The sequence below is a fragment of the Blastococcus sp. SYSU DS0539 genome, assembly GCF_054050855.1.
The window spans coordinates 187,827-213,721 of the sequence record NZ_JBJHAF010000001.1 but is presented as its reverse complement, the minus strand read 5'-3'; the positions used below and the strand labels follow the sequence as shown (position 1 = coordinate 213,721).

Below are 25,895 nucleotides of genomic sequence, written 5' to 3'. Positions count from 1 at the left end.
GATCCGCCTCAGACGCCTAGTCCGCCAGCGCCTGCAGCAGGGGGCGGCCCGTTTCATCGGCTCGGCGCGCACGGCCAGATTTCCGGCTCATCGCAATGGAGGGTGTAGAACGGCGGCGAGGAGCCGGCAGCGGAGCTGGGCTGAACTGCTCGCACTCTGATCTGTCTGACTGCGCTCGGTGCCCGACGAGCCCGTGTTCGTCGTAGCGTTCGGGCTGATGAGTACCACCTCTGCCTCCCAGGACCTGGACCACGTCATTGCCGTCGCGACCCGCTACATCGAGCAGCACCTGGGGGAAGACCCGCTGCAGTGGAGCGAGGTCATCGACCACCTCAAGGCGCGCGGCTACTCGGATGAGGCCACCTTGGCGGTCACGCGGGCCGTCTTGGACCTCGAACGCACCGACGTGCTGTTCTACGCCATCGAGGGCATGCGGCGCCCCCGCCCCGGCGACGCCGCGCCCGCACCCCTCCATGAGGTCGCGGCCGCCGTCCTGTCTCTGCAGTGGCCGTGCACCCGCAACGACCGACCGGGCGGCAGCCGGTCCATCTGGGAGGCGTTCGAAGAGCTCGGCGGCCGTTACCGGCATTGCGACGTCTACGAGGCCATGCACACCCTGCTGAAAGGTCACGAACTCAAGAGCGGCCGCGTCTACTGGCAGCGGACGGACCTGCCGTCCCGCTTCGACGCAGCCGGCCGCTTCGCCCAGCGAGCCGAAGCCGCCGCCATGCAACCGCCGGCCTCACCCGCTCGCCAGCAGCTCGAAGCGGACCTCGTCGCCGCGTACGTCGCGACACTCCCGCACCGTTACCTTCGCGAGCACCCCATCGGTGAACTGCGAGCCGACGTGTACGAGCCGACGGTCCGGCGCATCGTGGAGGCGAAAGCCGCCGCCGATGTCGTCACCGTCGCTCACGCGTGGGCCCAGGCAGCCGCCTACCGGTACGCCGCGAACACCTCCGCCCTCGACGACCGGACCACCGTCGAGTCCATCGCGGTCCTGCTCCCGGCCGCACCCACCGGGACCGCCCGCAGCTTTCTCCAGCATGTCGCCGCAGACTGCTTCGAGGTCGAGCTCATCTACCCGCACGGCGAGACGTTCCGGCACGAGCAACTCACCTGATTCCGCCCTGATCGCAGCACTCGGCTCCGGTGTTTCCGCAACGCTGACCGAGCTCCGCCGGCCAGGACGCAGCCTCACCCAGCGGGCCGCCGACGTGCTCGCCCACTCCGACCGGCCCCGCCCCAGCAACGGCACCGCCGAAGCCCTCAGCGGTCGACTCGAAGACCTCCGCGGCACCACCCATGGGTTCCGCAGCCTCACCAACTACATCGCCAGATCCCTACTCGAGACCGGCCGATTCCGCCCCCTCACCTCCGTGGTGACCGGCTCGTCGTCGACCAGCTCGGCGCGACGACGGCGCTCGCCGCGGCCGCCGCGCACGCTCCGGTTGACAGCGGGCAGCACCTGAGCACGATGACCTGGGCGGACGCCGCCGGGGCGCCGCGCGCCTGTCCCCGGAAGGGAGGGCGTCATGCACGCCCGCACCACCACGATCACCGCCGACCCGTCCCGCATCGACGCCGGCATCGCCGACGTCCGCGACAACGTCATGCCCGCCGTGAGCGGCATGGACGGCTGCGTCGGGCTGTCGATGCTGTGCGACCGCGACTCCGGCCGCTGCATCGTCACCACCGCCTGGAAGAACGAAGAAGCCATGGCCGCGACCCGCGACGCGGTCCGCCGGATGCGCGAGCAGGCGACCGAGCAGTTCGGTGCCGCGGCGCCCGAGGTGCGCGAGTGGGAGATCGTGGCGATGCACCGGCTGCACCCCGTGGGCGACGGTTCCTGCGCCCGGGTCACCTGGTCCCGCGTCGACCCGGCCACCCTCGACAGGGTCCTCCACGTCTTCCGCACCGACCTCATCCCGCGGATGGACGAGATGCCCGGCTTCTGCAGCCTCAGCCTGATGCTCGACCGGGAGACCGGCGACAACTCCCTCACCGCCGTCTACGCCGACCGCCGGGCCATGGAGTCCTCCCGCCAGCGGGCCATGTACATCCGCGACGAGTTCCGCCGGGCGCTACGCATGTCGGCCACCGACGTCGCAGAGTTCGACGTCGTGCTGCACCACCTCCGCGCCCCCGAGCTGGTCTGAGGAGCGGACGCCCCCGCCCACGTCGGTCAGCCCGCCGCCCGACGTGGGCGCGGACCGCATCGCGACGTCCCAGGGGATCGCGCGCCCGTCACTCCTCGCGTCGAACGCGGCCACCAGCTCGTCGGCCGTGCGTCACGGTCGCGACGCCGGGCATCAGGCCGCGTCCAGCCGGTAGAGCGCGGTGTGGTGGACGTGCAGCACCGGCTCGTCACCGGCCAGCACCAGCGCGTCGTAACGGACCTCGTCGTGCCGGCCACGGCGGCCCACGCCGGTGACCACCCCATGCGCAGTCAGCTCCACGGGCAGCCGCGCGACGCCGAGGAAGCGGCAGTCGCTGGAGGTGTGGATCCACGGCCCCAGGGCGACGTTGCGCATGAGCAGCTCGTTGACCAGCCGCAGCAACACCCCGGGATGGACCAGCGCCTCCCGCCGGTACAGGTCCAGGGGCTCGCCGATCGCATCCAGGTACCACTCGTTGCGCTCCGCGGTCCCGGCCTCGGAGACGCTGCCCATCGGGCCGACGACCGGGTCGGCCAGCGGCTCGGGCGGTGCAGCGACCTGCCGGTAGCCGGTGAGATCGGGACGGTCCGCGCCGAGCCCGGCCGAGCCGACGGATCGCACCTCCCCGGACGGGTGGCTGACCGTGAGCCGGCCGTCGGCCGGCTCGACGAGCAGCTCGTCCCCGTCGTAGGTGGGCCGCCGGAAGCGCAGGTCGATCCGGCCCCGGGACAGCCACTCGACTCCCCAGGCCGCCACCAGCGGCGTCGTCGTGCGGGCGAACAGCTCCACGCCGGGGACCAGCGCCCCGGAGAAGCCGTACCGCCGCGCGACGTCGTCCTCGTGGATCTTGTTGGTCGACTCCTCGACGACGCGGGCCACGAAGCGGTGTGGTTCGGGAGCGGTCACGTCGACGGATGCTGCCGTGCCGGCCACCCGGTGTCGACACCGCCGGCTGAACATCCCCGCTCGCCATCTGCTCCAGCGGGTCACCACGGGCCTCGTGGGCGTGCTGTGCTCAGTGGGCGCCACGGTCCCCGTGGACGACGAGGCACGCAGTGGCTGCCGGGCCACGACTGCGCCGATCGCCCCGGACATGGGGGCTGCACCGGCCCGGTGACCGTCCACCGTCCGAGTGCGACACACCGTGTCGCCGCGCCCGACTCGATGTCCACCGCACCCGCACCCCTGGGCGACGGGCCGGCGGAAGCCCAGCATCGTGGTCCGTCCAACGGCCACGGCGACCCAGGAGGCCCTCATGAGCGTCCGACGCGCACTGATCAGCACAGCAGCGGCCACCGTGCTGCTGACCGCTCCGGCGACAGCCGCGTCGGCAGACCCCGGCTCCGGCGGGTGCCAAGCCTTCGGCCAGGGCGTCAGCACCCTGGCCAACACGGTGTTCCCGAGAGGCCAGTTCGGGGAGAACGCATCCACGGTGGCGACGTCGGGGCCGCGAGCCTTCCCGGAGGTGATCGTCCACCCGGAGCAGGACGCCGCCTGCCCGTAGGGCACCACTGGTCACGCAGCACCGGCCGCCCGCCGATGAGGCAGCCATGACCAGTGGACACGTCGGTCCTGCGGAAGCGGCGCACGCGGCGGCGGCCAGCGCCGTCCAGGAGCTCTACGACGAGGCGCTCCGCCACCTCGACGAACTTGCCCGCTCCCTGGGAGCCGCCCCGGCGGCGCCGGAGGCCGGCGAGCCGCAGAAGCCCTCCACGGATGCGAGCCACCCGACGCTGGAGCTCCCCCGCCGGGTGCTCTCGCCGGTGGCCGACGCGGCCTGACCCTCACCGCGCCGAGTGGTCGTCCGCGGCCGGCTGGGTTAGGGATGCCTCATGCCCTTCATCCAGATCACCATGATCGCCGGCCGCACCGAGGAGCAGAAGCGCGACCTGCTCGCCGCGGTCAGCCAGGCCACGACCGACAGCATCGGCGCTCCCCCGGAGACGGTGCGGGCCTGGATCGTCGAGGTCCCGCCGACCGACATCGCGGTGGCCGGCGAGACGCATGCCGATCGCCGCGCGAAGGCCGACCAGACCTGAGGCGCGGGACGCCGGAGCGCTTCAGTCGTCCAGCGACCGGATCCACAGCGCCGCCGCGCCGTAGGCCAGCGAGCTGACGACGGCGCGCGTCGTGGTGCGGCCACCGGCCCTGCCCGCAGTGGCCAGCGCGGTGAGCGCGTCGAGCGCCCGATGGACGTCGCCGACCACGCCAACGCCGTCGTCGAGTGGCTGGCGGCCGGCGGTCCGGACGGCGTCGTGCTGGTCGGGCACTCCAGCGCCACCCGGGTCGCCGCACACGTCGCCGTCCGGGAACCCGACCGCGTGCGGGCGCTGGTCCTCGCCAGCCCGACGGTCGACCCCGCCTACCGCAGCATGCGCCGCGTCCGCTACGCGCTGGCCGTCCACCTGAGAGACCGGCTGGAGGACACCGTCGAGCGGGTCCCCCACCCGGTGCTCGTCCTGCACGGCGACCGCGACCGCCTCTGCACCGAGGCCTGGGCCCGCGAGCTCGGCGAACGCGCGAGGGACGGCCGGTTCCGCAGCGTCCCCGCGCGCACAGCTTCGTCTGGACGGCGCCCGCCGCCTGGTCCGCCCCGATAGCCGAGCTCGCCGGCGTCCCGCCGCCCGACGGCGATTGACCCCCCGGGCACCCGGCCGCCACGATGACTCGAACGACGACCGGGAGGGACCCATGAGCGACACGGAGACGATCCAGATCCCGCACCTCGGCGGCTCGACCGTCGGCTACCGGTTCGGCAGGGCCTACGACGCGTCGCTCCCGACGCTGGTGATGGTCAACTCCTTCACCACCTCCGTCGAGCTTTACCGGCCCCAGTTCGCGGACGAGCAGCTCTCCGCCACCGCGAACCTGCTCGCCATCGAGCCCTACGGGCACGGTGCGACCCGCGCGTCGTACGGGCAGTTCACCTACTGGGACACGGCCATCGCCGGACTGCAGGTGCTCGACGCGCTCGGCATCCCCGACGCCTTCGTCCTGGGCACCTCGCAGGGCGGGTGGATCGCGGCACGCATAGCGATGCTGGCCCCCGGCACGGTCAAGGGCATCGTCCCGCTCGGCACCTCGATGGACTTCGAGAGCCAGCGCAGTCGCGAGCTGGGGTGCTGGGACGGGGTCGCGTTCTGCACCCCGGCCATCGACGCCCTGGCCGAAACCGTCGGCGACGACTGGGTGATCCCGGTCGAGCTCGTCGACGCCACCCTCGCGGAGGGCATGGGCGACGACGTCCCGGCCGACGAGCGCGCGTTCTGGCACCGGACGCACCAGGAGAACTACGCCGGCGACGCCGGACGGCAGCGGCTCCGGATCAGCAGCATCAACCTGCGCGACCGGGACGGCCTGCACGGCCGGCTGGACAGCGTGCGGTGCCCCGTCCTGTGGATGCACGGCACGGCGGACCGGGTCTACTCGGTGGCGAACGCCGAGGCCGAGATCGAGCTCTTCGTCAACAGCGCGAACGCCGAGCTCCGCGTCGTCGAGGGCGGCCAGCACTTCCTCAGCGCCACCCACCCCGGGGTCGTGAACGCCGCGACGATCGAGTTCATCAACCGCTGGACGTAGCGCACGTCGGGGCTCGCCGGCCCTGCCGCCACGCAGCGGCGCGATAGGCTCGGCCCCGTTCCGAACGTCCGTGTGTAACTACCTGCTGTCGGCGCCGCCGGCGGATCAAGGCGGCACGCCCGATCCGCAGCAGCAGAGGTCATGTTCCACACGCGCCCCACCGACCATGCGGTCATCCGCTCCGCCGGTCTCTCCTACTTCCCGATCGCCTTCATCGCCCGGCTGCCGTTCGCGATGATGATCGTCGGCGTCCTCACCCTGGTCGTCGCCGAGCGCGGGTCGGTGACCCTCGGCGGCCTCAACTCCGCCGTCGCCGGCATCGGCACCGCGATCGCCGGCCCGCTGCTCGGCGCCGCGGCCGACCGCTTCGGGCAGCGCCGGGTGCTCGTCCCGGTGGGGCTGGTCAACGCCGCCCTGCTCGGCGCCTTCCCGTTCGTCGTCGCGAGCAGCGCAGCGGACGCGGCACTCCTCGCGCTCTCCGTGCTGATCGGCGCGTCCGCGCCGCAGATCGCCCCCATGTCGCGCACCCGGCTGATGGCGATCATCCGCCGCTCGGTGCGCCGGGACCGCCGCGAGCGGGTGCTCAGCGGCACGATGGCCTACGAGTCGGCCGCCGACGAGATGGTCTTCATCGTCGGCCCCTTCCTCGTCGGGCTGCTCGCCACCGCGATCGCCCCGTGGGTGGCCATCGCCGGCGCCTCGGCGCTGACCTTCGTCTTCGTCACCGCGTTCGCCCTGCACCCCACCGGGCGGCTGCACCCCGGCACGGACGACTCCGCCACGTCCCAGGCGCCGGCACGGGAACTCGCCCGCTTCCCGCTGCTCACCGTCGTCGTCGGGACGCTCGGCGTCGGCGTCTTCTTCGGCGCGACCCTCACCTCGCTCACCGGCTTCCTGGCCGTCGACGGCCACGGCGACGGCGCCGGCCTCCTCTACGGCGTCATGGGCATCGGCTCGGCCGTGTTCGCGCTCGGCACCGCTGCGCTGCCGCAGCGGTTCACCCTCAAGGCGCGCTGGCTGGCCTTCGGATCGCTGCTGCTCGCCGCCGCGCTCGGCTACGCGTTCGCCCGGTCGGGCACCGGGCTCGTCGCGGCACTGGTGGTGCTCGGCTGTGGCGTCGGGCCGACGCTGGTCACCCTGTACAGCCTCGCCGCATCGCTGAGCCCGGCCGGCCGCTCGGCGACCACCATGACGATGCTCGGCTCCGCCGTCGTCGTCGGCCAGGCGCTCGCCTCCGCGGTCACCGGGCTCGTCGTCGACCGGCTCGGCACGGGCGCCGCGCTCGCCGCCCCCGCCGTCGCCGCCGCGATCGTGGTCGCCGCGGGCGTCGCGCACGCCGCGGCGAAGCAGCGGGCCGCCGACCGGCCGGAGCCGGAGCTGGTCCCCGCCTGAGCCGTGCCGAGGGCGGCAGCTGTTCCGGCACCGGAGCAGCTGCCGCCCACGGCAGCCGTCGCCCGGGCCCGCAGCGGCCGGTCCACCGGACCGTGCGACAGCGCGACCAGTACCCGCGCAGACTCTGGCGCACTGCCCCTTCCGCCGCCGTCCCCGGGCGAGTAGAGACAGCACATGACGACGACCGAGGTCCGCAGCGTCACCCACCCGCTCGCCCGGCTCACCGCCGAGGAGATCGCCGCCGCCGCCGGGATCGTCCGCGACGCGGACCTGGTCGGCGAGCACACGCGGTTCGTCTACGTGGGGCTGATCGAGCCGCACAAGGACGACGTCCTCGCCTTCACCCCAGGCGATCCGATCGAGCGGCGGGTCCGCGTGCTGCTGCTCGACCGCAGCACCGGTGACGGGCGCGACGTCACCGTCTCGGTCACCGGCGGCGCCGTCGTCGAGAGCGTGGAGATCGACGGCGTGGCCGACGGCCAGGTCCCGATCCTGGAGGAGGAGTTCGGCGCGATCGAGCCGATCCTCGCCGAGGACGAGCGCTGGGTCGCGGCCATGACCAAGCGCGGGCTCGACATCGCGAACGTGCGGGCGGTGCCGCTGTCGGCGGGGTCCTACTTCGAGGACGAGTTCGGGCACCGGATCATCCGGGTGCTCGGCTTCTTCCAGGCCGACGAGGCCGACCTGCCGTGGGCGCACCCGGTCGACGGCGTCGTCGCCTACGTCGACATGACCCGCGGCGTCGCGACGGCGGTGCACGACCACCTCGACCTGCCCGTGCCGGCCGAGCGCGGCGAGTGGAACGCCGAACCGCACGCCAAGCCCACCCACACCGACCTCAAGCCGATCGAGATCACCCAGCCCGAGGGGCCGAGTTTCACCGTCGACGGCGACCAGGTCACCTGGGCCGACTGGACGTTCCGCATCGGCTTCGACGCCCGGGAGGGCCTCACCCTGCACCAGCTCGCCGTCGACGGCCGGTCGGTGATCTACCGGGCGTCCATCGCGGAGATGGTCGTCCCCTACGCCGACCCCTCCCCGACGCGGTTCTGGCAGAACTACTTCGACACCGGCGAGTACCTCTACGGCCGGTTCACCAACTCCCTCGAGCTCGGCTGCGACTGCCTCGGCGAGATCCACTACTTCGACGCCACCCTCGCCGGCGAGGACGGCGCCCCGAAGACCATCACCAACGCCATCTGCATGCACGAGGAGGACTACGGCGTCCTCTGGAAGCACACCGACCTGTTCAACGGCATGGCCGAGACGCGGCGGCAGCGCCGGCTGGTGGTCAGCTTCTTCACCACGGTCGGCAACTACGACTACGGCTTCTACTGGTACCTCTACCTCGACGGCACCATCCAGCTGGAGTCGAAGGCCACCGGAGTCCTGTTCTCGTCAGCCTTCCGCGGCGACGAGCACCCGTACGCCACCGAGGTTGCGCCCGGGCTGGGCGCGCCGTTCCACCAGCACCTGTTCTGCGCGCGGCTGGACATGGCCGTCGACGGGCGGGCGAACACGGTGGTCGAGATGGACGCCGTCCGGCAGCCGATCAGCGAGACCAACCCCTACGGCAACGGCTTCGGCCGCTCCATGACACCGCTGACGTCGGAGTCGCAGGCCCAGCGGACGGCGGACGCCACCGTCGGCCGCACCTGGTACGTGCTCAACCACGAGAAGCGCAACCGCCTCGGCCAGCCGGTCGGGTACGCGCTGTACCCGCAGGCAAGCCCGCTGCTGCTGGCCGACGACGAGTCGTCGATCGCCAAGCGGGCGACGTTCTCGACCAAGGCCCTGTGGGTCACGCCCTACGAGCCCGCCGAGCGCTATGCGGCCGGCGACTTCGTTAACCAGCACCCGGGCTCGGGCGGCCTGCCGGCGTTCGTCGCGAACGACCGCCCGCTCGAAGGCCAGGACGTCGTCCTGTGGCACACCTTCGGGCTGACCCACTTCCCTCGACCCGAGGACTGGCCGGTCATGCCGGTGGACTACGCCGGGTTCACGCTCAAGCCGGTCGGCTTCTTCGACCGCAACCCGACGCTCGGCGTACCTGCGTCGACCTCCTCGCACTGCGCCGGTCAGGAGCCGCACTGCAGCTGAACGCCGGGCCGGCATCGACCCCGTTCACGCCCGTTCTCCGCGTCCGCAGCGACCCGCACGGCCTCGGCCGGCCCGCCGTGGAGGCGGCGTGCCCGACGGGCGCCTGCGCGCGCACGACCCCGGGCCCGGTTACCGTGGCGTGACGCAGATCTCATCCTGCCCCGACGACGTGACAGGCGGACCAGATGCTCTACCGCGCTTACCAGTGGAACCGGCGGACCGCGGCGCCCGTCGTGACCGCGTCGCAGCTGACCGCCCGGGCACTGCGGGCGGTGCCCGCCCCGCTGGCCCGTACGCCCGCCGTCCGCCACATGCGCGCGGCCTGCGACATCCTCGGCCACGCGCGTCCGACGCACGACCGCCCGGCGTTCGGCATCGAGTCGGCGCTGGTCGACGGCGAGACGGTCGCCGTGCAGGAGCGCCCGACGATGCGGACGCCGTTCGCCACCCTGCTGCACTTCGCGAAGCCCTCGGTCGCCGGTCAACCGCGGGTGCTCGTCGTCGGCCCCATGTCCGGGCACTTCACCACGCTGATCCGCCCGACGATCCAGACCATGCTCGCCGACCACGACGTGCACGTCATCGACTGGCACAACGCCCGCGACATCCCGGTCGAGCACGGCGCGTTCGGGCTGGACGAGTACATCGAGCACGTCATCGAGGCCATCCGGTTCCTGGGCCCGGACACCCACGTCGTCGCCGTCTGCCAGCCGGCCGTGCCCGTGCTGGCCGCGGTGGCGCTGCTCGCCGAGGCGGACGACGCCGCGCAGCCGCCGAGCGTCACGCTCATGGCCGGCCCCATCGACACCCGGGTGAACCCGAACCGGATCAACGCCAGCGCCGCGACCAAGCCGCTCTCCTGGTACGAACGCCGCGTCGTCGACAGGGTGCCGCGGGGATACGCGGGCGCCGGGCGGAGGGTGTACCCGGGGTTCGTCCAGCTGACCGCATTCATGTCGATGAACCCGAAGCGGCACCTGTCCGCCCACGGGCAGCTCTACCGCGACCTGGTCGCCGGCAACACGGCGCGCGCGGCCGCCACCCGGGCCTTCTACGACGAGTACGGCGCCGTCATGGACGTGCCCGCGGAGTTCTACCTGGAGACCGTCGGCCGCATCTTCCAGGAGCACCACCTGCCGACCGGCCGCCTCACCTGGCGGGGACAGCGCGTGGATCCCTCCGCGATCAGCCGGACCGCCCTGCTCACCGTGGAGGGCCAGAACGACGACATCTGCTCCCCCGGGCAGACGGTCGCCGCCCACGAGCTGTGCACCGGCATCCCGCAGGAGCGCAAGCACCACCACCTGCAGCACGGGGTCGGCCACTACGGCGTCTTCAGCGGGTCCCGCTGGGAGGGAGAGGTCTACCCGGTCGTCCGCGACTTCATCGACCGCGCCTCCGTGCCGCTCGCCGCTCCCGCCTGAGCGACCGACCGGTCGGTCGGAGCCGCTCTGGGCCTGATCCGCACCGCGCCGCCCCAGGCCTCCCGGAGAGGTCGGGGGCGGTGCACCGCCGGCCAGGGCTAGAACGGCCGGGACGGGCGCATCGGCGTAGCCTCGTGTGACCGTCGTCACGGGGGTCCGATGACACTGCTGCACCGGCTCGACGCGGCCCGCAGGGCCGCCACCGAGGCCACGCGCCTGGTCGGGGACGTGGCCGCGCTGGCCGCCGTCCCGGTGGTGGTCGGCGCCGGACTGCTGACCGGGTCCGGGGTGACGAGGAAGGTCGCCCGCACCGGCGCCGACCTCGCCGGCGGTTCGGTCGAGCTCACCAGGCGGGCCGTCGTCTCCGGCGCCCGGACGGTCGGCACCCTGGTCACCGGCGGCGACCCGCTCCCCGGTGGCCACCTGCACGACCTGGTCGACGCCGCCAGGGGCATGCTCGAGCCGCCGCAGGCCCGCTCCACCCGGCGGGTCTGGGCCGACCACGACCGGCTCCAGGTCGAGTTCGCCGGCGACGAGGAGCCCGGGGCCCGCCAGACCCTGCGCCGCCACCTGGAGCGCCTCGAGGGCGTCCAGTGGGCCACGGTCAATGACGTCGTCGGCCGGGTCCTGATCGCGGTCGACGAGCGCCGGATCACCCCCGACGAGGTCATCGTCGTCGTCACCGAGATCGAGCAGGCCCGCGGCGGCACGCGCGTCTTCCCCGAGCGCCCCGACCACCCGGCCGACCTCGAGCCGCTGCTCGCCGCCGCCGTCTCCGCCGCCATCGACACCGCGGCGGTCGGGGTGGCCACCGCGGCGAAGTACCTGCCGATCCCCGCGGTCACCCGGCACGCCACCCTGGTCATGGCGGTGCTGGACAGCCAGCGGTGGCTCAAGCGGGCCCTTTCCGGCCGGATCGGCCCGGTCGGCACCGACCTGGTGTTCGAGGGCGCCAGCGCGCTGCTGCACTCGCTCACCCAGAGCCCGACCGTGCCGGCGCTCAACGCCGCCGCCGCGGTCCAGCGGGCCCTGGAGGTGCGCGCCCGGCGCCAGGTGTGGTGCCGCCGCGAGCGGGAGCTGTGCCTTCCCGAACCGGACGACGACGCCACCGAGCCGCAACTCCCACCCGGCGCCCGCCCCGCTCCCCTGCCGCGCGGCCCGGTCGAGGCCTACCTCGACCGGCTCGGCCCCACCGAGTTCGCCGCCGCCCTCGCCCTGCTGCCGCTCACCCGCCGCCCCGGCCGCTCCGCCGACCTGTTCAAGGCGCTCGGCCCGAAGGCCGCCATGCAGGGCCGCGAGTCGTTCGCCGCCGCCCTCGGCCTGCTGCTCTCCCGCCAGGGCGTGCTGCCGATGGACGGCTCCGCCTACCGGCGGCTCGACCGCATCGACACCGTCGTCGTCGACGGCGGCGCGCTCGCCACCGGCCGGACCGAGGTCGTCGAGGCCACCGGGGAGGCCGGCGGGTGGGACGACGCCGCCGTCTGGACCGCCGCCACCCGCCTGCTCAGCGGCGGCAGCACCGACGACGACGGCGGCGGCAAGGTCCGGCTCGGCCCGCCGCGCACCTCGGCCGACGCCCCCGGCGGCGAGGTCCGCTCGCTGCTGCAGGGCCGCCGCCGGGTCGGCACGGTCGTCGTCGCCCCGGGGCTCGATCCGCACGCCGAGGCGCTGCTGGCCACCGCCGTCGAGGCCGGCTGCCGACTGGTGCTCACCCCGCACGTGAGCGCCGCTGAGATCGCCGGCGCGGCCCACGAGACCCCGCCCGCGGACGAGAACCTGGTCGACACCGTCCGGCGGCTGCAGTCCGACGGCCACGGCGTCCTGCTGGTCTCGGCCACCGACGGGCCGGCGCTGCTGGCCGCCGACGTCGCCGTCGCCCCCGTCCTCGAGGGCCGCGCACCCGCCTGGGGCGCCGACCTGATCACCACACCGGGCCTGGCCGACGCCTGCCGCGTCGTCGCCGCCACCGCCGACGCGAAGGCGGTCAGCCGGCGGGCGGTGCGCACCGCCCTGACCGGCAACGTGCTGGGCGGGCTGCTCGCCGCCGTCGGCAACCCCCGGGTCGGCCAGCGCCGGGCCACCACCCCCGGCAAGTGGGCCACGGTGAGCACGATGACGGCCGGCACCGTCACCGCCGTCCGGGTCGCCCGCCGCCCGGTGCCGGCACCGACCGTGCACACGCCCTGGCACGCGCTGGACGCCGACGAGGTGCTGCGCCGGCTGGCCGACGTCGTCCCCGAGCCCGAGCCGGGCCGCACCCGGCGCACCCCGACGGCCCTCCACACCCCGGCCCGCTTCGCCCGCACCGTCGTGGCGGAACTCGCCGATCCGCTCACCCCCGTGCTGGCCACCGGGGCGGCGGCGACCGCGCTGCTCGGCGAGGTCACCGACGCGGCGCTGGTCGGCGGGGTCACCGTGATCAACGCGCTGGTCAGCGGGCTGCAGCGGCTCCGCGCGGAGACGGCGCTGGAGGCCCTGCTGCTCGAGCAGGACCGCACCGCCCGCCGGGAGACCGAGGCCGGGGAGCCCGAGGAGGTGCCCGCGACCGAGCTGCGGGTCGGCGACGTCGTCGTCGTCCGCCCCGGCGACCTCGTGACCGCCGACGCCCGGCTGCTCGAGGTCGACGACCTGGAGGTGGACGAGTCCGGGCTGACCGGCGAGTCGCTGTCGGTCGCCAAGTCGGTCGAGGCCACGCCCGGGGCCGTGGTCGCCGACCGCACCTGCATGCTCTTCGACGGCACCACGGTGGTCGCCGGCAGCGGGCGGGCCGTCGTCGTCGCCGTCGGGCAGTCCACCCAGGCCGGGCGGGCGACCCGCGCCGCCGGGGGCGCCGCTCCCCCGGCCGGCGTGCAGGCCCGGCTGGCCGAGCTGACCAGCGCCGTCCTGCCGCTCACCCTCGCAGGCGGCGGGGCCGTCGCCCTGCTCGGCGTGCTGTGGCGGCGCCCGCTGCGCGAGTCCGTCGCCGCCGGTGTGGCGATCGCGGTCGCCGCCGTCCCCGAAGGGCTGCCGCTGGTGGCCACCGTCGCCCAGCAGGCCGCGGCCCGGCGGCTGTCCCGGCGCGGCGCCGTGGTGCGCAGCGCACGGGTGCTCGAGGCGCTCGGCCGGGTCGACACCGTCTGCTTCGACAAGACCGGCACGCTGACGGAGAACCGGCTGCGGGTCACCCGGCTGGTGCCGCTGGACGGCGGGACCGAGGACGACCTGCTGCGGCTCGCCGCCGCCGGCATGGGCAACGGCGACCACCGCGCGCACGAGACCGACCGCGCCGTCCACGACGCCGCCGGTGACACCGTCGCCGGCGAGCCCGACGCGAGCCTGGCCTTCGCCGCCGGGCGCGGCTTCTCCGCCGGCGTGCGGGACGGCCGGCTGGTGATCAAGGGGGCGCCGGAGGTCGTGCTGCGCCGCTGCGCCGACGCCCCCGACCTGCGCGACCGCGTCCAGGAGCTGGCCTGCGACGGGCTGCGGGTGCTCGCCGTCGCCGACCGGGCGGTCGACGGCCTCCCCGACGACCTCGACGAGGCGGCTCGCGAGCTGACCCTGCGCGGGCTGGTCGGGCTGGCCGACACGCTGCGTGAGTCCTCGGTCCGCGCCGTCGAGCAGCTGCGCGCCTCCGGTGTCCGGGTGGTGATCGCGACCGGCGACCACCCCGAGACCGCCGGCGCCATCGCCGCGCAGGCCGGCGTCCCCGGCGCCGACCGGGTGATCACCGGCAACCGGCTGGCCCGCGCCTCCGAGGCCGAGCGGGCCCGCCTGGTCGCCGACCACGCCGTCTTCGCCCGGCTCACCCCGGAGCAGAAGGTGCTGCTGGTGGGCGCGCTGCGCCGGGCCGGCGCGACGCTGGCGATGACCGGCGACGGGGTGAACGACGCCGCGGCGATCCGGCTGGCCGACGTCGGCGTCGGCGTGGAGGGTGCCGAGTCACCGGCCGCCCGCACCGCCGCCGACCTCGTGCTCACCGACTCCGACCTCACCCGGCTGGTCGACGCCATCGCCGAGGGACGGGCCATGTGGTCCCGCGTCCGCGACGCGGTGTCCATCCTCGTCGGCGGCAACGCCGGCGAGGTGACGTTCACCGTGCTCGGCACCGCCGTCGGCGGCCGCGCGCCGCTGGGCACCCGGCAGCTGCTGCTGGTCAACCTGCTCACCGATATGTTCCCAGCGCTGGCCGTCGCGGTCGCCGCGCCCCGGTCGACCAACGGGAACGGGGACGACGACGCTCCGCTCGCCGGGCACCCCTTCGCGGCGGTGCTGCACGCCGGTCCGCACTCCGGGTTCACCCGGGAGGTCCGCCGCATGGTGCTGGTCCGGGGCGCGGCGACCGCGACCGGCGCCACCGCCGCCTGGGTCGCCGGCCGGTTCACCGGACCGCTCCGCGGCCGGGCGAGCACCATGGGCCTGGCCGCGCTGATCGCCACCCAGCTCGCGCAGACGGCGTGGTCGGGACGGCGCAGCCCCCTGGTGCTGGCCACCGTGGCCGGCTCCCTCGCGGTCCTGGTCGGCGTCGTGCAGACCCCGGGCCTCAGCCGGTTCTTCGGGTGCACGCCGCTGGACCCGATCTCCTGGGCCGTCGTCCTCGGCTGCGCCGTCGCCGGTGCGGCGGGCGCCGAGGTCGTCCCGGGTCTGGTCGCGCGGTGGCGGTCGGCCGGCAGCGGGCACGCGCCGGTCAGCGCCTAGGAGCAGCGGCTCCCGCGCTCCGGGCTGCACGGCTCCGGGGCAGGCGCCATCCGCGCCCGACCCGACGGCCGCGCCACGACCCGCGCTCGTGCGCATCGCTGCGGTAATCCACCGTCGACAACCGCAGGGATGCGCATCGCGGCGGCGACGGACGGGTGACCTACCCGTTCCCCGGCTCGGCCGGCACCGCCTGGTCGGCGCCGCGCCCGACCCACCGGTCGGTGATCGGGCAGCACGGTGGGTGAAGGCGCGCGCGGACCGCGCGCAGCAGGACGATCCGGTGCCTGGCGGAGCTCCGGAGGCCTTGACCGGCCCGTCGCGACGCGAGCAGCGTGGCCGCCCTCGATCACACCGACGTTCCCGGGGACGGCGATGGCCCAGTACGTGTACCGATGCGACGACCACGGGCTGACGGAGCGCGCGCTCCCGATCGGCACCGCCGAGCGGACCACGCCCTGCGCCACCTGCGGCGCCGCCGCGGTGCGGGTCTTCACCGCCCCCCGGCTGTCCCTCGGTGACGCCACCCGTCGCGCACTGATCGACCGCACCGAGCGCAGCCGGGACGAACCCGAGGTCGTCTCCTCCCCCGGTCCGCGGCCGGCCCGCCGCCCACCGGTACCCGCCAGCCCCGCGCTCCGCCGGCTGCCGCGTCCCTGACCGGGCGCTGCGACACCACGACCACCACTCGACCCACGGGGGACAGCCAGACCGGACCAGCGAGGAAAGGGGCGTCGCCATGGCCAGCGTGGGACTGCTGTACGTCGGAGCCGTGCTGATCGTCAACGGCCTGATGCTGCTGGGCCGGGTGGACGCCCGCGCGGCCGCGCCGCTCAACTTCTTCGTCGGCGGCCTCCAGGTGATCACGCCCACCTACCTGATCATCACCTCCGGCGGCGACCCGGACACCGTCCTCGCGGCGTCGGGGCTGTACCTGTTCGGCTTCACCTACCTGTACGTCGGCTTCAACCTGCTCGGCGACCTCGACGGCACCGGGCTCGGCTGGTTCTCCGCGTTCGTCGCCGGGTGCGCGCTGGTCTTCGCGGGGCTCAACTTCGGCCGCCTGGACGATCCAGCCTTCGGCGTCATCTGGCTCTACTGGGCGGTCCTCTGGACGCTGTTCTGGATCGTCCTCGGGCTCAAGCGCGAGGAGTGGACCCGGTTCACCGGCCTGGTCGCCGTCGTCGCCGGTGTGTTCACCGCCGCCGTCCCCGCGTTGATGCTGCTCACCGGCGTCTGGGGCGACTACCTCACCGAGTCGGCGATAGCCCTCGCGGTCATCTGCCTGGCGTCGCTGGCGCTGGCCCCGCGGCTGCGCGACCCGGCGGCCACCGGGACGACGGCGCCCGCCCCCGAACTCCGGGAGGGCGACGTGCCGCCGTCCGCCCGCCCGGACGTCCCGGCTGCCCGGCCGGGCACGACGACCACCGGCGAGAGGTGGTGATCCCGCCCGCTGTCCGCACCACCCCCCGCGCGGCACCGCAGCGGTGCCGTGTCCTGCGATCCCGGAGGAAACCGTGCCGAAAGTCGTCTACCCGCTGGACTCCTCGAAGAAGTTCACCGACCAGCAGTACGTCGGTCACAACCGCTGGCACCCCGACATCCCGGCGAACGTCACCGTCCGCCCGGGTGACACCTTCCGGGTCGACTGCCGGGAGTGGTTCGACGGCGCCATCCACAACGACGACTCCGCCGACGACATCCGCGACGCGCCGCTGTCCACGGTGCACTGCCTGAGCGGCCCCTTCCACGTGGAGGGCGCGCAGCCCGGCGACCTGCTGATCGTCGACATCCTCGACGTCGGCCCGATCCCCCGGGAGGACTCCGGGCCGCTCGCCGGGCAGGGCTGGGGGTACACCGGCATCTTCGCCAAGCAGAACGGCGGCGGCTTCCTCACCGACCAGTTCCCCGACGCCTACAAGGTGGTCTGGGACTTCTCCGGGCAGACGGCGACCTCCCGGCACGTCCCCGGCGTCTCCTTCACCGGCATCGTGCACCCGGGGCTGATGGGCACCGCGCCGTCGGCCGACCTGCTGCGCCGCTGGAACCGCCGGGAGCAGGCGTTGATCGACACCGATCCCGACCGCGTACCGCCGCTGGCGCTGCCACCGCTCCCCCAGGACGCCATCCTCGGCACGCTGCAGGGCGCCGACTACGACCGGGTGGCCGGCGAGGCCGCGCGCACCGCGCCGCCGCGGGAGAACGGTGGCAACCAGGACATCAAGAACCTGACCAAGGGCAGCCGCATCTTCTACCCGGTGTTCGTCGACGGCGCGAAGCTCTCCCTCGGCGACCTGCACTTCTCGCAGGGCGACGGCGAGATCACCTTCTGCGGCGCCATCGAGATGGGCGGGTTCATCGACCTGCACGTCGACCTGATCAAGGGCGGCATGGAGACCTACGGCGTCGCCGAGAACGCCATCTTCATGCCGGGCAACGTCGATCCCCGGTACGAGCGCTGGCTGGCGTTCTCCGGCACGTCGGTGACCCTGGACGACGAGCAGCGCTACCTGGACTCGCACCTGTCCTACCAGCGGGCCTGCCTGCACGCGATCGACTACCTCACCAAGTTCGGCTACACGCCGGAACAGGGCTACATGATCCTCGGCGCGGCACCGATCGAGGGCCGGCTGTCCGGGGTGGTCGACATCCCGAACTCCTGCTCGACGGTGTACCTGCCGACCGGGATCTTCGACTTCGACGTGGAGCCGTCCGCGTCGGGCCCGACCCGCATCGACCCCGGCCAGGGCGTACCGAGGTCCAGCTTCTGAGCCGGCGCACGCAGGGCCCCGGACGGGGCCCTGCGTGCGCCGTTCGGACGCCGAGGTGCAGCGGCGTCAGGCCGCGCCACGGCTCGCGCTCATGCGCATCGTGGCGGTTATCGGCGGCGGAGAACCGCAGCGATGCGCATCGCGGCGGGCCACGGACGGCGGTGCGCTGAACCCTCAGACGCCGAGGTGCGCCAGCGCCTGCACCAGCAGCGTCGCCTGCCCGTTCATCAGCTCGGCCAGCACCGCGGGGTCCCGGGCCTCCAGCGGGGAGAACCAGGTCAGCTCCAGCGCGTCCTGCTGCGGCGCGCAGTCGCCCTCGACCGGCACCACGTAGGCCAGCGACACCGCGTGCTGCCGCGGGTCGTGGAACGGCGTGACGCCCGGCGTCGGGAAGTACTCGGCGACGGTGAACGGCTGCGGCGCCGGTGGCAGCCGCGGCAGCGCGAGCGGCCCGAGGTCCTTCTCGATGTGCCGCAGCAGGGCCGCGCGGATCCGCTCGTGGTACAGCACCCGCCCGGAGACCAGCGCCCGCTTGATCTGCCCGTCCTCGCCGGCCCGCAGCAGCAGCCCGACGGCGATCACCGTGCCGTGGTTGTCGACCCGCACCGGCACCACGTCGACGTACACGATGGGCAGCCGTTCGCGCGCGGCGTCCATCTCCTCGCGGGAGAGCATGCCGCCACCGGTCGCCGTCGTCACCTCGGTCATGAGGACTGTCTAGCCGATCACGCCCGCGCGGACAGGGCGACGGCAGCGTGACCCGGCCCACCCTCGCCCAGCTCGGCCACCAGCTCCGCCACCGGCCGGGGCCGGCCGTAGAGATAGCCCTGCGCGAACGGGCAGCCCAGCGCGGTCAGCGTCTGCGCCTGCTCCACGGTCTCCACCCCCTCGGCGATCAGCACCAGGTCCAGCGCGTCGGCGAGCGCCATGACGCTGCGCAGCAGCCGCGCCCGCCGGCTCGACGTGGTGATCGAGGAGACGAAGGAGTTGTCCAGCTTCAGGTAGTCGGTGGGCAGCGTGTCCAGCCGGGCGAGCGCCGAGTAGCCGGTGCCGAAGTCGTCGATCGCCACCCGCAGCCCGTGCTCGCGCAGGGCGTGCAGCGCCTGGACCGAGCGGGTCGTCTCCGCCTCCACCAGGCTCTCGGTCACCTCGACGACGGTGCGCGCGGCCGGCCAGCCGGTCGCCTCCAGCGTCGCCAGCACCCGGTCGGGGAAGCCGGGGTCGTCCAGCTCCAGCCCCGACACGTTGACGGTGAGGAAGAGCTGCCGCCCGGTCGCCTCGGACAGCGTCCGCGCGTCCCGGCAGGCCGCCGTCCACACGAAGGCGCCCAGCGGGCCGACCAGGCCCTCCCGCTCGGCCACCGGCACGAACTCCACCGGCGGCACCGTCCCGCGCTCCGGGTGCACCCAGCGCACCAGCGCCTCGACGCCGGCGACGGCGCCGTCGGCCGGGGTGACGATCGGCTGCAGGTGCACCGACAGCCCGCCGGTCGGCCCGTCGGCGAGCGCGGCCGCCAGGTCGCGGGCCATCGGGCTGCGGCCGCCGGCGTCGAGCTCGCTGCGCCCGCGGCCGAACGTCTTCACCCGGTACAGCGCGGCGTCCGCCCGGCGCATCAGGTCGGCCGGCGAGTCGCCCAGCTCGAACTCGGCCACCCCCACCGACGTGCCGATCTCCGGCAGCGCCGACCGCAGCTCCTCGGCGCAGGCCAGCGCGCGGTCGCCGTCGTGCCCGGGCAGCAGCAGCGAGAACTCGTCCCCGCCGTGCCGCGCGAGGACGGCGCAGCGCGGCAGCGACGTGCCCCAGACGGCGGCGACCGAACGCAGCATCTCGTCGCCGGCCTCGTGGCCGCGGGTGTCGTTGACCGCCTTGAAGTGGTCGAGGTCGAACAGCGCGGCCGACAGCGGCTCGCCGGTGCGCAGTGCCGTCCGCACCGCGGTGTCCAGCGCCTCGTCGAAGCCGCGCCGGTTCATCAGGCCGGTGAGCGCGTCCTCGGACGCACTGGCCGCCCGCCGCGCCAGGAGGCCGACCGCACCGGCCGAGCCGACGACGAGCAGCCCCAGGACCACCGCCGGACCGGCGGCGACGTCGCCGCGCAGCACGACGACGGCCGCGCCGATGAGCAGCACCTCGGTGAGGAAGCCGAGCGCCCACAGCAGCGGGAAGAACAGGAATGCGTCCATCGACACGAAGGTCAGCAGCGCCAGCACCGCCACCGCGCCGTGCGCGGGAGGCGAGACGTACGCGACGATCCCGATGCCGACGGCCCCGACGGCCAGCAGCACCTGGAAGAACAGCCGCGGCACCCGGTGCCCCCAGCGCATCACCGCCAGGCCGATCAGGGTCGTGCCCGGCCCCAGGACGCTGATGACCGGGTGGATGTCGCGCAGACCGCCCGGCGTGCCGATGACGAGCGCGATCGCCCCGAGCCCACCGGTGGCGGTCAGCAGCCCAGCGGTCCGGGCCACCACCCGCGGGGTGGCCATCTCGGGGGCCATCCGGCTGATCTGCATGCGGAACACGTCGGCCTCCGGCAAGCGGAACTTCAACGGTCAGAACGCCGTCGCGCCCCGTTCCCCCCGTCCGGGTGACCCGGAGCACAGGCCCCGCCGGCCGGAGACCCGACGACCGGGATCAGTCGCCGGCGTAGGCGGCGACGCTCCCTAGCGTTCCGGCGCCCGGCCCCCAGGCAAGCGGCAGCCGGGGGTCAGACCGTCGTCGGCACCCGGTCGACGGGCCGGCGGCGGACCGAGCGCACCGTCCGGACGGCGGCGCTGCGGGCGAGCTCCCGGATCGGGCCGGTGTCCCACAGCTGGCGCGGCTCCTCGGCGACGGCCGCCTCGGCCGGGGCCGGCTCGACCTGCCGCTCCCGCTCGATGCGGGATGCCTCGGCGCGCGCCGCCACCTCGGCCAGCGCGGCCCGGCGCCGGGCGAGGATCGCCTCCTTCTGCCGGTCGACCCGTTCCTTCTCGGCGAGCACGAGCAGCTCCTCCTTGGCCTGCGCCACCGTGCGCCGCGACTCCTGGGCCATCTCCTCCAGGTCGACGTCGCCGGAGTCGCGCAGTGCGGTCAGCCGGTCGTAGGCGGTCGGCGGGCTGAAGTTCAGCAGCAGCTTCATCAGTACCGGCAGCACCTCGACGCACATGAACAGCAGCGAGAGCATGAACTGCGCGGCGGCCAGCGTGCCGTTCTCGTCGCCCAGCCGGTCGAGCGCCTCCAGCCGCAGCAGGATCCCGCCCGAGCCCTCGTTCTGGGCGTCGAAGGCGGCCTGCAGCCGGTCCAGCTCCGCGGTCAGCCGGGTGAGCTCGGCGCGGTCGCCGTCCAGCGACGACGTCGCCAGCTGCGCGCTGCGCCCCTCGGCCGCGCCCACCGCGGCGACGGCGGCGTCGAGCTCGGAGCGCGCCGTGGTGACGACGGCGGCCTGCGCGTCGGCGGCGGCCCGGGCCTGGGCGTAGGCCTGCCCCGTGCCGGCGTCGCCGGTGCCGCAGGTGCCGTCCAGCTCGCACTGCGCCTTGGCGTCGAGCTCGAGCGACAGCGCGGTCGCCGAGTCCAGCGCCGCCTGCTTGGTGGTCACCGCGTCGCGCACCGCGGCCAGGCCGGCGTCGCTGGCGCCGCCGCTGGCGACGATCGCCTCCTGGGCGGCGATCCGCTCCTCCAGCTCCGGCAGCCCGGCGAACCGGGTGTCGGCCTCCAGGGTCTGCCGGTGCGCGTCGGCCGCCTCCGCCTGCATCACCACGATCTCGGCGTCGATCTCCTTGTGGAACACCTGCAGTGTGAGAGGGGTCGCGACGACGACGCCGAGCACCAGCGCCAGGCCGACGCGGGGCACCGCCATCGCCAGGTTCCGCTTCAGCGAGGAGTCGTGCGCCATCCCGACCAGCAGCATCCGGTCGAGGTTGACCACGACGGCGCCCCAGCCCAGCCCGACGAGCACGGCCAGCGGCCACCACACGCCCAGCGCCATCGCGACGGCGAACGCGGCCGACACCGCGGCCAGCGCGCCGGTGCTCAGCAGCACGCCGCCCAGCGCCACGAACCGGGGCCGCGCCCCTGGCGCGGCCGCCAGCACGTCCGGCCGTGCGCCGGCCAGGACGGCCAGCCCGTCGCCGAAGCGCCCGCGTCGTCGCTCGCTCATGCCGTTCCCCCCGGGCGGCGGGGATCTGGAGGACCGCCGCCCACCAGCCCTTATCGGCAGGCCGGGGCGGGAACCGGCACCGTGCGCGATCCCGCTACCGGCGCCCGGGGTGCCGGTGGGTCAGCCGACGTCGCTGGTGTCGTCGGCGTCGGGGCCGCCGTCCACGCTGCCGGCGTCGTCCTCGCCGGTCCCGTCGTCGGCGCCGGTGTTGTCGTCCTCGTCGATGCCGCCGGTGCCGCGGTCGATGCCGTCGGCGTCCTCCTCGCCGCCGTCGACCGGGTCGGGGCTGCCGACCTCCTCGCTCTGGAAGACCTCCGGGACGCCGGTGCCCTCCTCCGGATCGAGCTCGTCGTCGCCGCCGCAGCCGCTGAGCGCCAGGCCCGCGGCCAGCGCGGCGCCGGCGACCATCCGTGTGCTCCTGCGCATGTCTCCTCCTCGACCGGTGCTGTCCTCCCCGTCTGTTCCCCGGACAGCGGTCGGGACAGCGCCCCGGGGGCGGATGACACGGCTTCGACATGTGCGCCGGTCGCGGGGCGCGCGCGGGTGTCGCCGGAACGTCCCGCGCCCGAGACACTCCGGAAACGACCGGCCACCAGGGTCGGGGACGCAGGCGGCGCCGACCGGCGTCCGGACACCGGGAGATCCGATGACCACGTTCCCGCGCGAGGGCACCGCCGTCCTCACCCTGCCCGCCGGGGTGCGCGTCCTCGGCCGGGCCGCGGCCCTCCTGGCGCTCGGCTCCGCCGTCGTCCACCTGCTGCTCGCCGACGCCTCGACCCTCGGATCGCTGGCCATGCTCGGCATGGCGCTGGCCTGCCTGCCGTGCGCCTGGCACCTGTGGCACGACCCGTCGGGGCGGGTCTGGGCGACGACGGCCGCGGTCGACGCCGCGATGCTCGCCGTCCACCTGCAGATGCTGGCCCCGCGGTCCGGCCACGCCCATGGCGCCGACTCCCCCGCCCCGCTCATGTGGCTGGGGCTCGGGCTGGTCGCCGCGCAGCTGCTCGCCGCCGCCGTCGCCGCGGGAGCCGCCGCCCGCCGCTGAGCGGTGCGCACTCCGGAACCGCATGTTCACAGGGCGGGGCGTCCGTTCACCAGGACGGAAGACGCCGGGGCGATCAGCGGAAACAACCCGCCCGCACAGTTCCGGCATGGCAGGAAAGACGGTCGAGGAGACCCGCAGCGGCTCGCTCGGGCGCCCGGTGCAGCTCGAGGCGGCCGCCGCGGGCCTGCGCAACAGCACGTCGGTGCGGCTGCTGCGGTTCGCGCTGGCGAACGTGCGCCGGCGCCCGGAGCGGTTCGCCCTCGCGGTCTTCGGCATCGCCCTGGCGATCCTGTCGGTGACGGTGGTGCGCACCATCTCCTCGAGCTTCGCCATGACCGGCAGCGAGTCGGTGACCCGCGTGCTCGGCGACGCCTCGCTGTGGGCGGTGCCGGCGGCCGGCGTCCACCACGACAGCGACGTCGGCGCGATCGTCGCCGACGGACCGGCGCCCGACCTGACCGTCCCCGCCGGCTGGACCGCGACCCGCACCGTCGCCGGGATCTGGTCCTCCGGCGCGGGCGAGCTGGCCGTCTACGGCAGCGACGCGGTCGCCGCCGGCACCGCCGTCCTCGGCGCCCGGGCGGCGGAGACCCTCGGGCTGGCCGGCGGCGACGTCCTCGCCTTCGGCGGCGCCGACCTCGCGGTCACCGTCGACGGCGACGACGCGGTGGTCGCCGTCCCCGAGGCGCTCGCCGTGGACGTCGTCGGGGACGACGGCTGGTGGACCCTCACCGAACCGGCCGACCAGGCCGGGCGCAACGACCTCGGGGCGCTGCTGTCGGCGGAGACCGGGCTGCCCTCGACCACCAACCCGGCGGTGCAACCCGAGGCCGGCGGCCCGGGGCTGATCTACGACGCGGTCGGCGGCAGCGGGGCGACGACGTTCGAGCAGGAGTTCTCCGCGCTCTTCTCCGGCCAGGTCACCAGCTCCGCGTTCGGGCTGATCTCGGTGATCGGGCTGGTCCTCGGCTTCGTCATCGCCATCTCCTCCTTCCTCGCCGCGGTGCAGGAACGCCGCCGGGAGTTCGGGATCATGGCGAGCATCGGCCTGGCCGACGAGGTCCTCTACTTCTTCCTCGTCGAGTCCGCGCTGGTCTTCGTCTCGGCCTACCTGCTCGGCATCACCTTCGCCGGGATCGCCGTGTGGCTGGTGGTGCCGCAGATCGCTACCCCCGTCGCCTGGCTTGCGGCCGCCGGCACCGTCGCCGCCTACCTGCCGGCGATGGCCATCGTCGGCGCGCTCGTACCGGTCCACCGGCTGCTCCAGCAGCGGCCGGTCCAGCTCCTCGGGGACTCCGCATGAACCAGCTGAGGCACGGCCTGACCTACGGGCTGCTCTCCACCCGCCGGCGCGCCCAGTCCCTGGCGCTGCCGATCGTGACGACGGGGACCGGCGCCTTCCTCCTCGTGCTCGTGCTCGGCATGGCCTCGGGCATCAGCGCCCAGGCCGCCGCGCTCGGTCCCGCCGACGAGATCGAGCGGGCCGTGGTGCTCATCGCCGTCACGGTGCTGCTGGTCGGCGTCGTGGAGGTGGCCGTCTGCACCACCCGCACCGTCGTGCACCGCACCCGCGAGCTCGGCGTGCTCAGCGCCACCGGCGTGCCCCGCCCGCCGGTGGTCGCCGCGCTGCTGGTGGAGCCGGTGATCGCCTCCGTCGCCGGCGCCGTCCTCGGCTCGGTCGCCGCCGTCGCAACCGCCGCCGTGCTCGCCGGCACCGGGGCGGCCGCGTCCGGGGTGTCGGCCGGCGGCACCGCCGCCGGGGTGCTCGTCGCCGTCGTCGTCAGCGCCGTCGCGGCGCTGGCCACCAGCATCCTGCCGACCTGGCGGGCCGCCTCCCGCCCGCCGATCCGATCCCTGACGTCTGGAGCCTGACCATGACCCTCGCCGCCGAGACCGCCGCCGGCACCGACGTCCCCGCGCAGCCCGTCGTCCAGGTGACCGGCGCCTGGAAGCTGCACAAGCTCGGCGACGAGGTGGTCAAGGCGCTCGTCGACGCCGACCTCACCGTGCTGCCCGGCGAGTTCGTCTGCCTGATGGGCCCCAGCGGCAGCGGGAAGTCGACGCTGCTCAACATCATCGGCGGGCTGGACCGGCCGACCAAGGGCACCGTCGTCATCAACGGCACCGACACCGCGACGCTCACCGAGAGCCAGTTCGCCGCGCTCCGGCACGACACCGTCGGCTTCATCTTCCAGAGCTACAACCTGATCCCGTTCCTGTCGGCCGTGGAGAACGTCGAGCTGCCGCTGATGTTCGAGCCCTACGACCGCGCGGCGCTGCGGAGGCGCGCGCTGGAGCTGCTCGAGCTGGTCGGGCTCGGCCACCGGGTGGACCACTCCCCCACCAAGATGTCCGGCGGCGAGCAGCAGCGCACCGCCATCGCCCGCTCGCTGATCAGCAACCCGAAGCTGATCCTCGCCGACGAGCCGACGGCCAACCTCGACCACCGCACCGGCGCGACCGTCGTCCGGCTGCTGCGCGACCTCTGCTCGGACCTCGGCGTCACCGTCGTCGCCAGCACGCACGACCCGACGGTCGCCGAGCAGGCCAGCCGCGTCGTCCGCATGACCGACGGCGCCATCGAGGCCACCCCCTAGCTCCCTGCCCCGCCCGCCCCGCTCC

At 74.5% G+C, this 25,895-nt stretch carries 24 protein-coding genes and 1 pseudogene; 19 read left to right on the top strand and 6 right to left on the bottom strand.

Annotation, left to right across the window (positions count from 1 at the left end):
* Positions 1-178: 178 nt before the first annotated feature.
* From ACI790_RS00995 to ACI790_RS00985, 3 genes and pseudogenes are all read left to right on the top strand, one after another.
* The gene (locus ACI790_RS00995) at positions 179-1,123 is read left to right on the top strand and encodes a hypothetical protein (protein ID WP_456567908.1); all 945 of its coding nucleotides are present in this window, start codon (positions 179-181) and stop codon (positions 1,121-1,123) included.
* Between the two features lie 7 nt (positions 1,124-1,130).
* Positions 1,131-1,370, top strand: a pseudogene (locus tag ACI790_RS00990) (transposase); the annotation flags it as partial.
* Positions 1,371-1,535: 165 nt separating this feature from the next.
* Positions 1,536-2,159: a putative quinol monooxygenase gene (locus tag ACI790_RS00985; RefSeq protein WP_456567907.1), complete on the top strand. Its 624-nt coding sequence runs from the start codon at positions 1,536-1,538 to the stop codon at positions 2,157-2,159.
* A gap of 153 nt (positions 2,160-2,312) precedes the next feature.
* On the opposite strand, the gene ACI790_RS00980 is transcribed toward ACI790_RS00985, so the two are convergent.
* Positions 2,313-3,065: a hypothetical protein gene (locus tag ACI790_RS00980; RefSeq protein ID WP_456567906.1), complete on the bottom strand. Its 753-nt coding sequence runs from the start codon at positions 3,063-3,065 to the stop codon at positions 2,313-2,315.
* A gap of 349 nt (positions 3,066-3,414) precedes the next feature.
* On the opposite strand from ACI790_RS00980, the gene ACI790_RS00975 reads away from it, so the two are divergent.
* Genes ACI790_RS00975 through ACI790_RS00965 form a run of 3 tightly spaced genes read left to right on the top strand, consistent with a single transcriptional unit; the run spans position 3,415 to position 4,198 of the window.
* Positions 3,415-3,663 (top strand): hypothetical protein, encoded by a 249-nt coding sequence (locus ACI790_RS00975; RefSeq protein ID WP_456567905.1) that lies wholly within the window; start codon positions 3,415-3,417, stop codon positions 3,661-3,663.
* Positions 3,664-3,709: 46 nt separating this feature from the next.
* A complete protein-coding gene (locus ACI790_RS00970) occupies positions 3,710-3,940 on the top strand; it encodes a hypothetical protein (RefSeq protein ID WP_456567904.1) in 231 nt (76 codons plus the stop codon).
* Between the two features lie 51 nt (positions 3,941-3,991).
* Positions 3,992-4,198 carry a 2-hydroxymuconate tautomerase gene (locus ACI790_RS00965; protein WP_306001666.1) on the top strand — a complete coding sequence of 69 codons (207 nt, stop codon included), beginning with the start codon at positions 3,992-3,994 and terminating at the stop codon, positions 4,196-4,198.
* Between the two features lie 21 nt (positions 4,199-4,219).
* Here the strand turns inward: ACI790_RS00965 and ACI790_RS00960 are convergent, their stop codons facing one another.
* Entirely contained in the window at positions 4,220-4,366 is a 147-nt protein-coding gene (locus ACI790_RS00960) for a hypothetical protein (protein ID WP_456567903.1), read from the bottom strand.
* Here ACI790_RS00960 and ACI790_RS00955 point away from each other — a divergent pair.
* From ACI790_RS00955 to fmdA, 9 genes are all read left to right on the top strand, one after another.
* Complete coding sequence (locus ACI790_RS00955) at positions 4,349-4,759, top strand: alpha/beta fold hydrolase (RefSeq protein ID WP_456567902.1); 411 nt, start codon at positions 4,349-4,351, stop codon at positions 4,757-4,759. The two genes, ACI790_RS00960 and ACI790_RS00955, sit on opposite strands and share 18 nt — an antisense overlap.
* 91 nt (positions 4,760-4,850) lie before the next feature.
* Positions 4,851-5,738, top strand: coding sequence for an alpha/beta fold hydrolase (locus ACI790_RS00950; RefSeq protein WP_456567901.1), 888 nt, complete (start codon positions 4,851-4,853; stop codon positions 5,736-5,738).
* 141 nt (positions 5,739-5,879) lie between these two features.
* Positions 5,880-7,130, top strand: coding sequence for an MFS transporter (locus ACI790_RS00945; RefSeq protein ID WP_456567900.1), 1,251 nt, complete (start codon positions 5,880-5,882; stop codon positions 7,128-7,130).
* A gap of 174 nt (positions 7,131-7,304) precedes the next feature.
* The gene (locus tag ACI790_RS00940) at positions 7,305-9,230 is read left to right on the top strand and encodes a primary-amine oxidase (RefSeq protein WP_456567899.1); all 1,926 of its coding nucleotides are present in this window, start codon (positions 7,305-7,307) and stop codon (positions 9,228-9,230) included.
* 185 nt (positions 9,231-9,415) lie between these two features.
* Positions 9,416-10,654, top strand: a complete 1,239-nt coding sequence (locus ACI790_RS00935; protein WP_456567898.1) for a polyhydroxyalkanoate depolymerase — start codon at positions 9,416-9,418, stop codon at positions 10,652-10,654.
* Positions 10,655-10,813: 159 nt separating this feature from the next.
* Positions 10,814-15,328, top strand: coding sequence for an HAD-IC family P-type ATPase (locus ACI790_RS00930; protein ID WP_456567897.1), 4,515 nt, complete (start codon positions 10,814-10,816; stop codon positions 15,326-15,328).
* Positions 15,329-15,700: 372 nt separating this feature from the next.
* On the top strand, positions 15,701-15,985 hold the full coding sequence (locus ACI790_RS00925; RefSeq protein WP_456567896.1) for a zinc ribbon domain-containing protein: 285 nt from the start codon (positions 15,701-15,703) through the stop codon (positions 15,983-15,985).
* A gap of 79 nt (positions 15,986-16,064) precedes the next feature.
* Positions 16,065-16,769, top strand: a complete 705-nt coding sequence (locus tag ACI790_RS00920; protein ID WP_456567895.1) for an AmiS/UreI family transporter — start codon at positions 16,065-16,067, stop codon at positions 16,767-16,769.
* A 73-nt stretch (positions 16,770-16,842) separates the two neighbouring features.
* Positions 16,843-18,096 carry a formamidase gene (gene fmdA / locus ACI790_RS00915; protein WP_456567894.1) on the top strand — a complete coding sequence of 418 codons (1,254 nt, stop codon included), beginning with the start codon at positions 16,843-16,845 and terminating at the stop codon, positions 18,094-18,096.
* Positions 18,097-18,270: 174 nt separating this feature from the next.
* Here fmdA and ACI790_RS00910 read toward each other — a convergent pair whose 3' ends face one another.
* The 4 genes from ACI790_RS00910 to ACI790_RS00895 all read right to left on the bottom strand — a co-directional run bounded on the left by ACI790_RS00910 (position 18,271) and on the right by ACI790_RS00895 (position 22,654).
* Positions 18,271-18,804: a DUF4916 domain-containing protein gene (locus ACI790_RS00910; protein ID WP_456567893.1), complete on the bottom strand. Its 534-nt coding sequence runs from the start codon at positions 18,802-18,804 to the stop codon at positions 18,271-18,273.
* A 17-nt stretch (positions 18,805-18,821) separates the two neighbouring features.
* A complete protein-coding gene (locus ACI790_RS00905; RefSeq protein ID WP_456568130.1) occupies positions 18,822-20,606 on the bottom strand; it encodes a putative bifunctional diguanylate cyclase/phosphodiesterase in 1,785 nt (594 codons plus the stop codon).
* A gap of 194 nt (positions 20,607-20,800) precedes the next feature.
* The gene (locus ACI790_RS00900; RefSeq protein WP_456567892.1) at positions 20,801-22,228 is read right to left on the bottom strand and encodes a DUF4407 domain-containing protein; all 1,428 of its coding nucleotides are present in this window, start codon (positions 22,226-22,228) and stop codon (positions 20,801-20,803) included.
* Positions 22,229-22,348: 120 nt separating this feature from the next.
* Entirely contained in the window at positions 22,349-22,654 is a 306-nt protein-coding gene (locus ACI790_RS00895) for a hypothetical protein (protein ID WP_456567891.1), read from the bottom strand.
* Positions 22,655-22,874: 220 nt separating this feature from the next.
* On the opposite strand from ACI790_RS00895, the gene ACI790_RS00890 reads away from it, so the two are divergent.
* The 4 genes from ACI790_RS00890 (at position 22,875) to ACI790_RS00875 (ending at position 25,870) form a co-directional block, all read left to right on the top strand.
* Entirely contained in the window at positions 22,875-23,273 is a 399-nt protein-coding gene (locus ACI790_RS00890; protein WP_456567890.1) for a hypothetical protein, read from the top strand.
* Positions 23,274-23,379: 106 nt separating this feature from the next.
* Positions 23,380-24,576, top strand: a complete 1,197-nt coding sequence (locus ACI790_RS00885; RefSeq protein WP_456567889.1) for an ABC transporter permease — start codon at positions 23,380-23,382, stop codon at positions 24,574-24,576.
* Positions 24,573-25,145, top strand: a complete 573-nt coding sequence (locus tag ACI790_RS00880; RefSeq protein ID WP_456567888.1) for an FtsX-like permease family protein — start codon at positions 24,573-24,575, stop codon at positions 25,143-25,145. Before ACI790_RS00885 ends, ACI790_RS00880 begins: the two co-directional genes overlap by 4 nt.
* 2 nt (positions 25,146-25,147) lie before the next feature.
* Complete coding sequence (locus ACI790_RS00875) at positions 25,148-25,870, top strand: ABC transporter ATP-binding protein (protein ID WP_456567887.1); 723 nt, start codon at positions 25,148-25,150, stop codon at positions 25,868-25,870.
* Positions 25,871-25,895 lie beyond the last annotated feature (25 nt).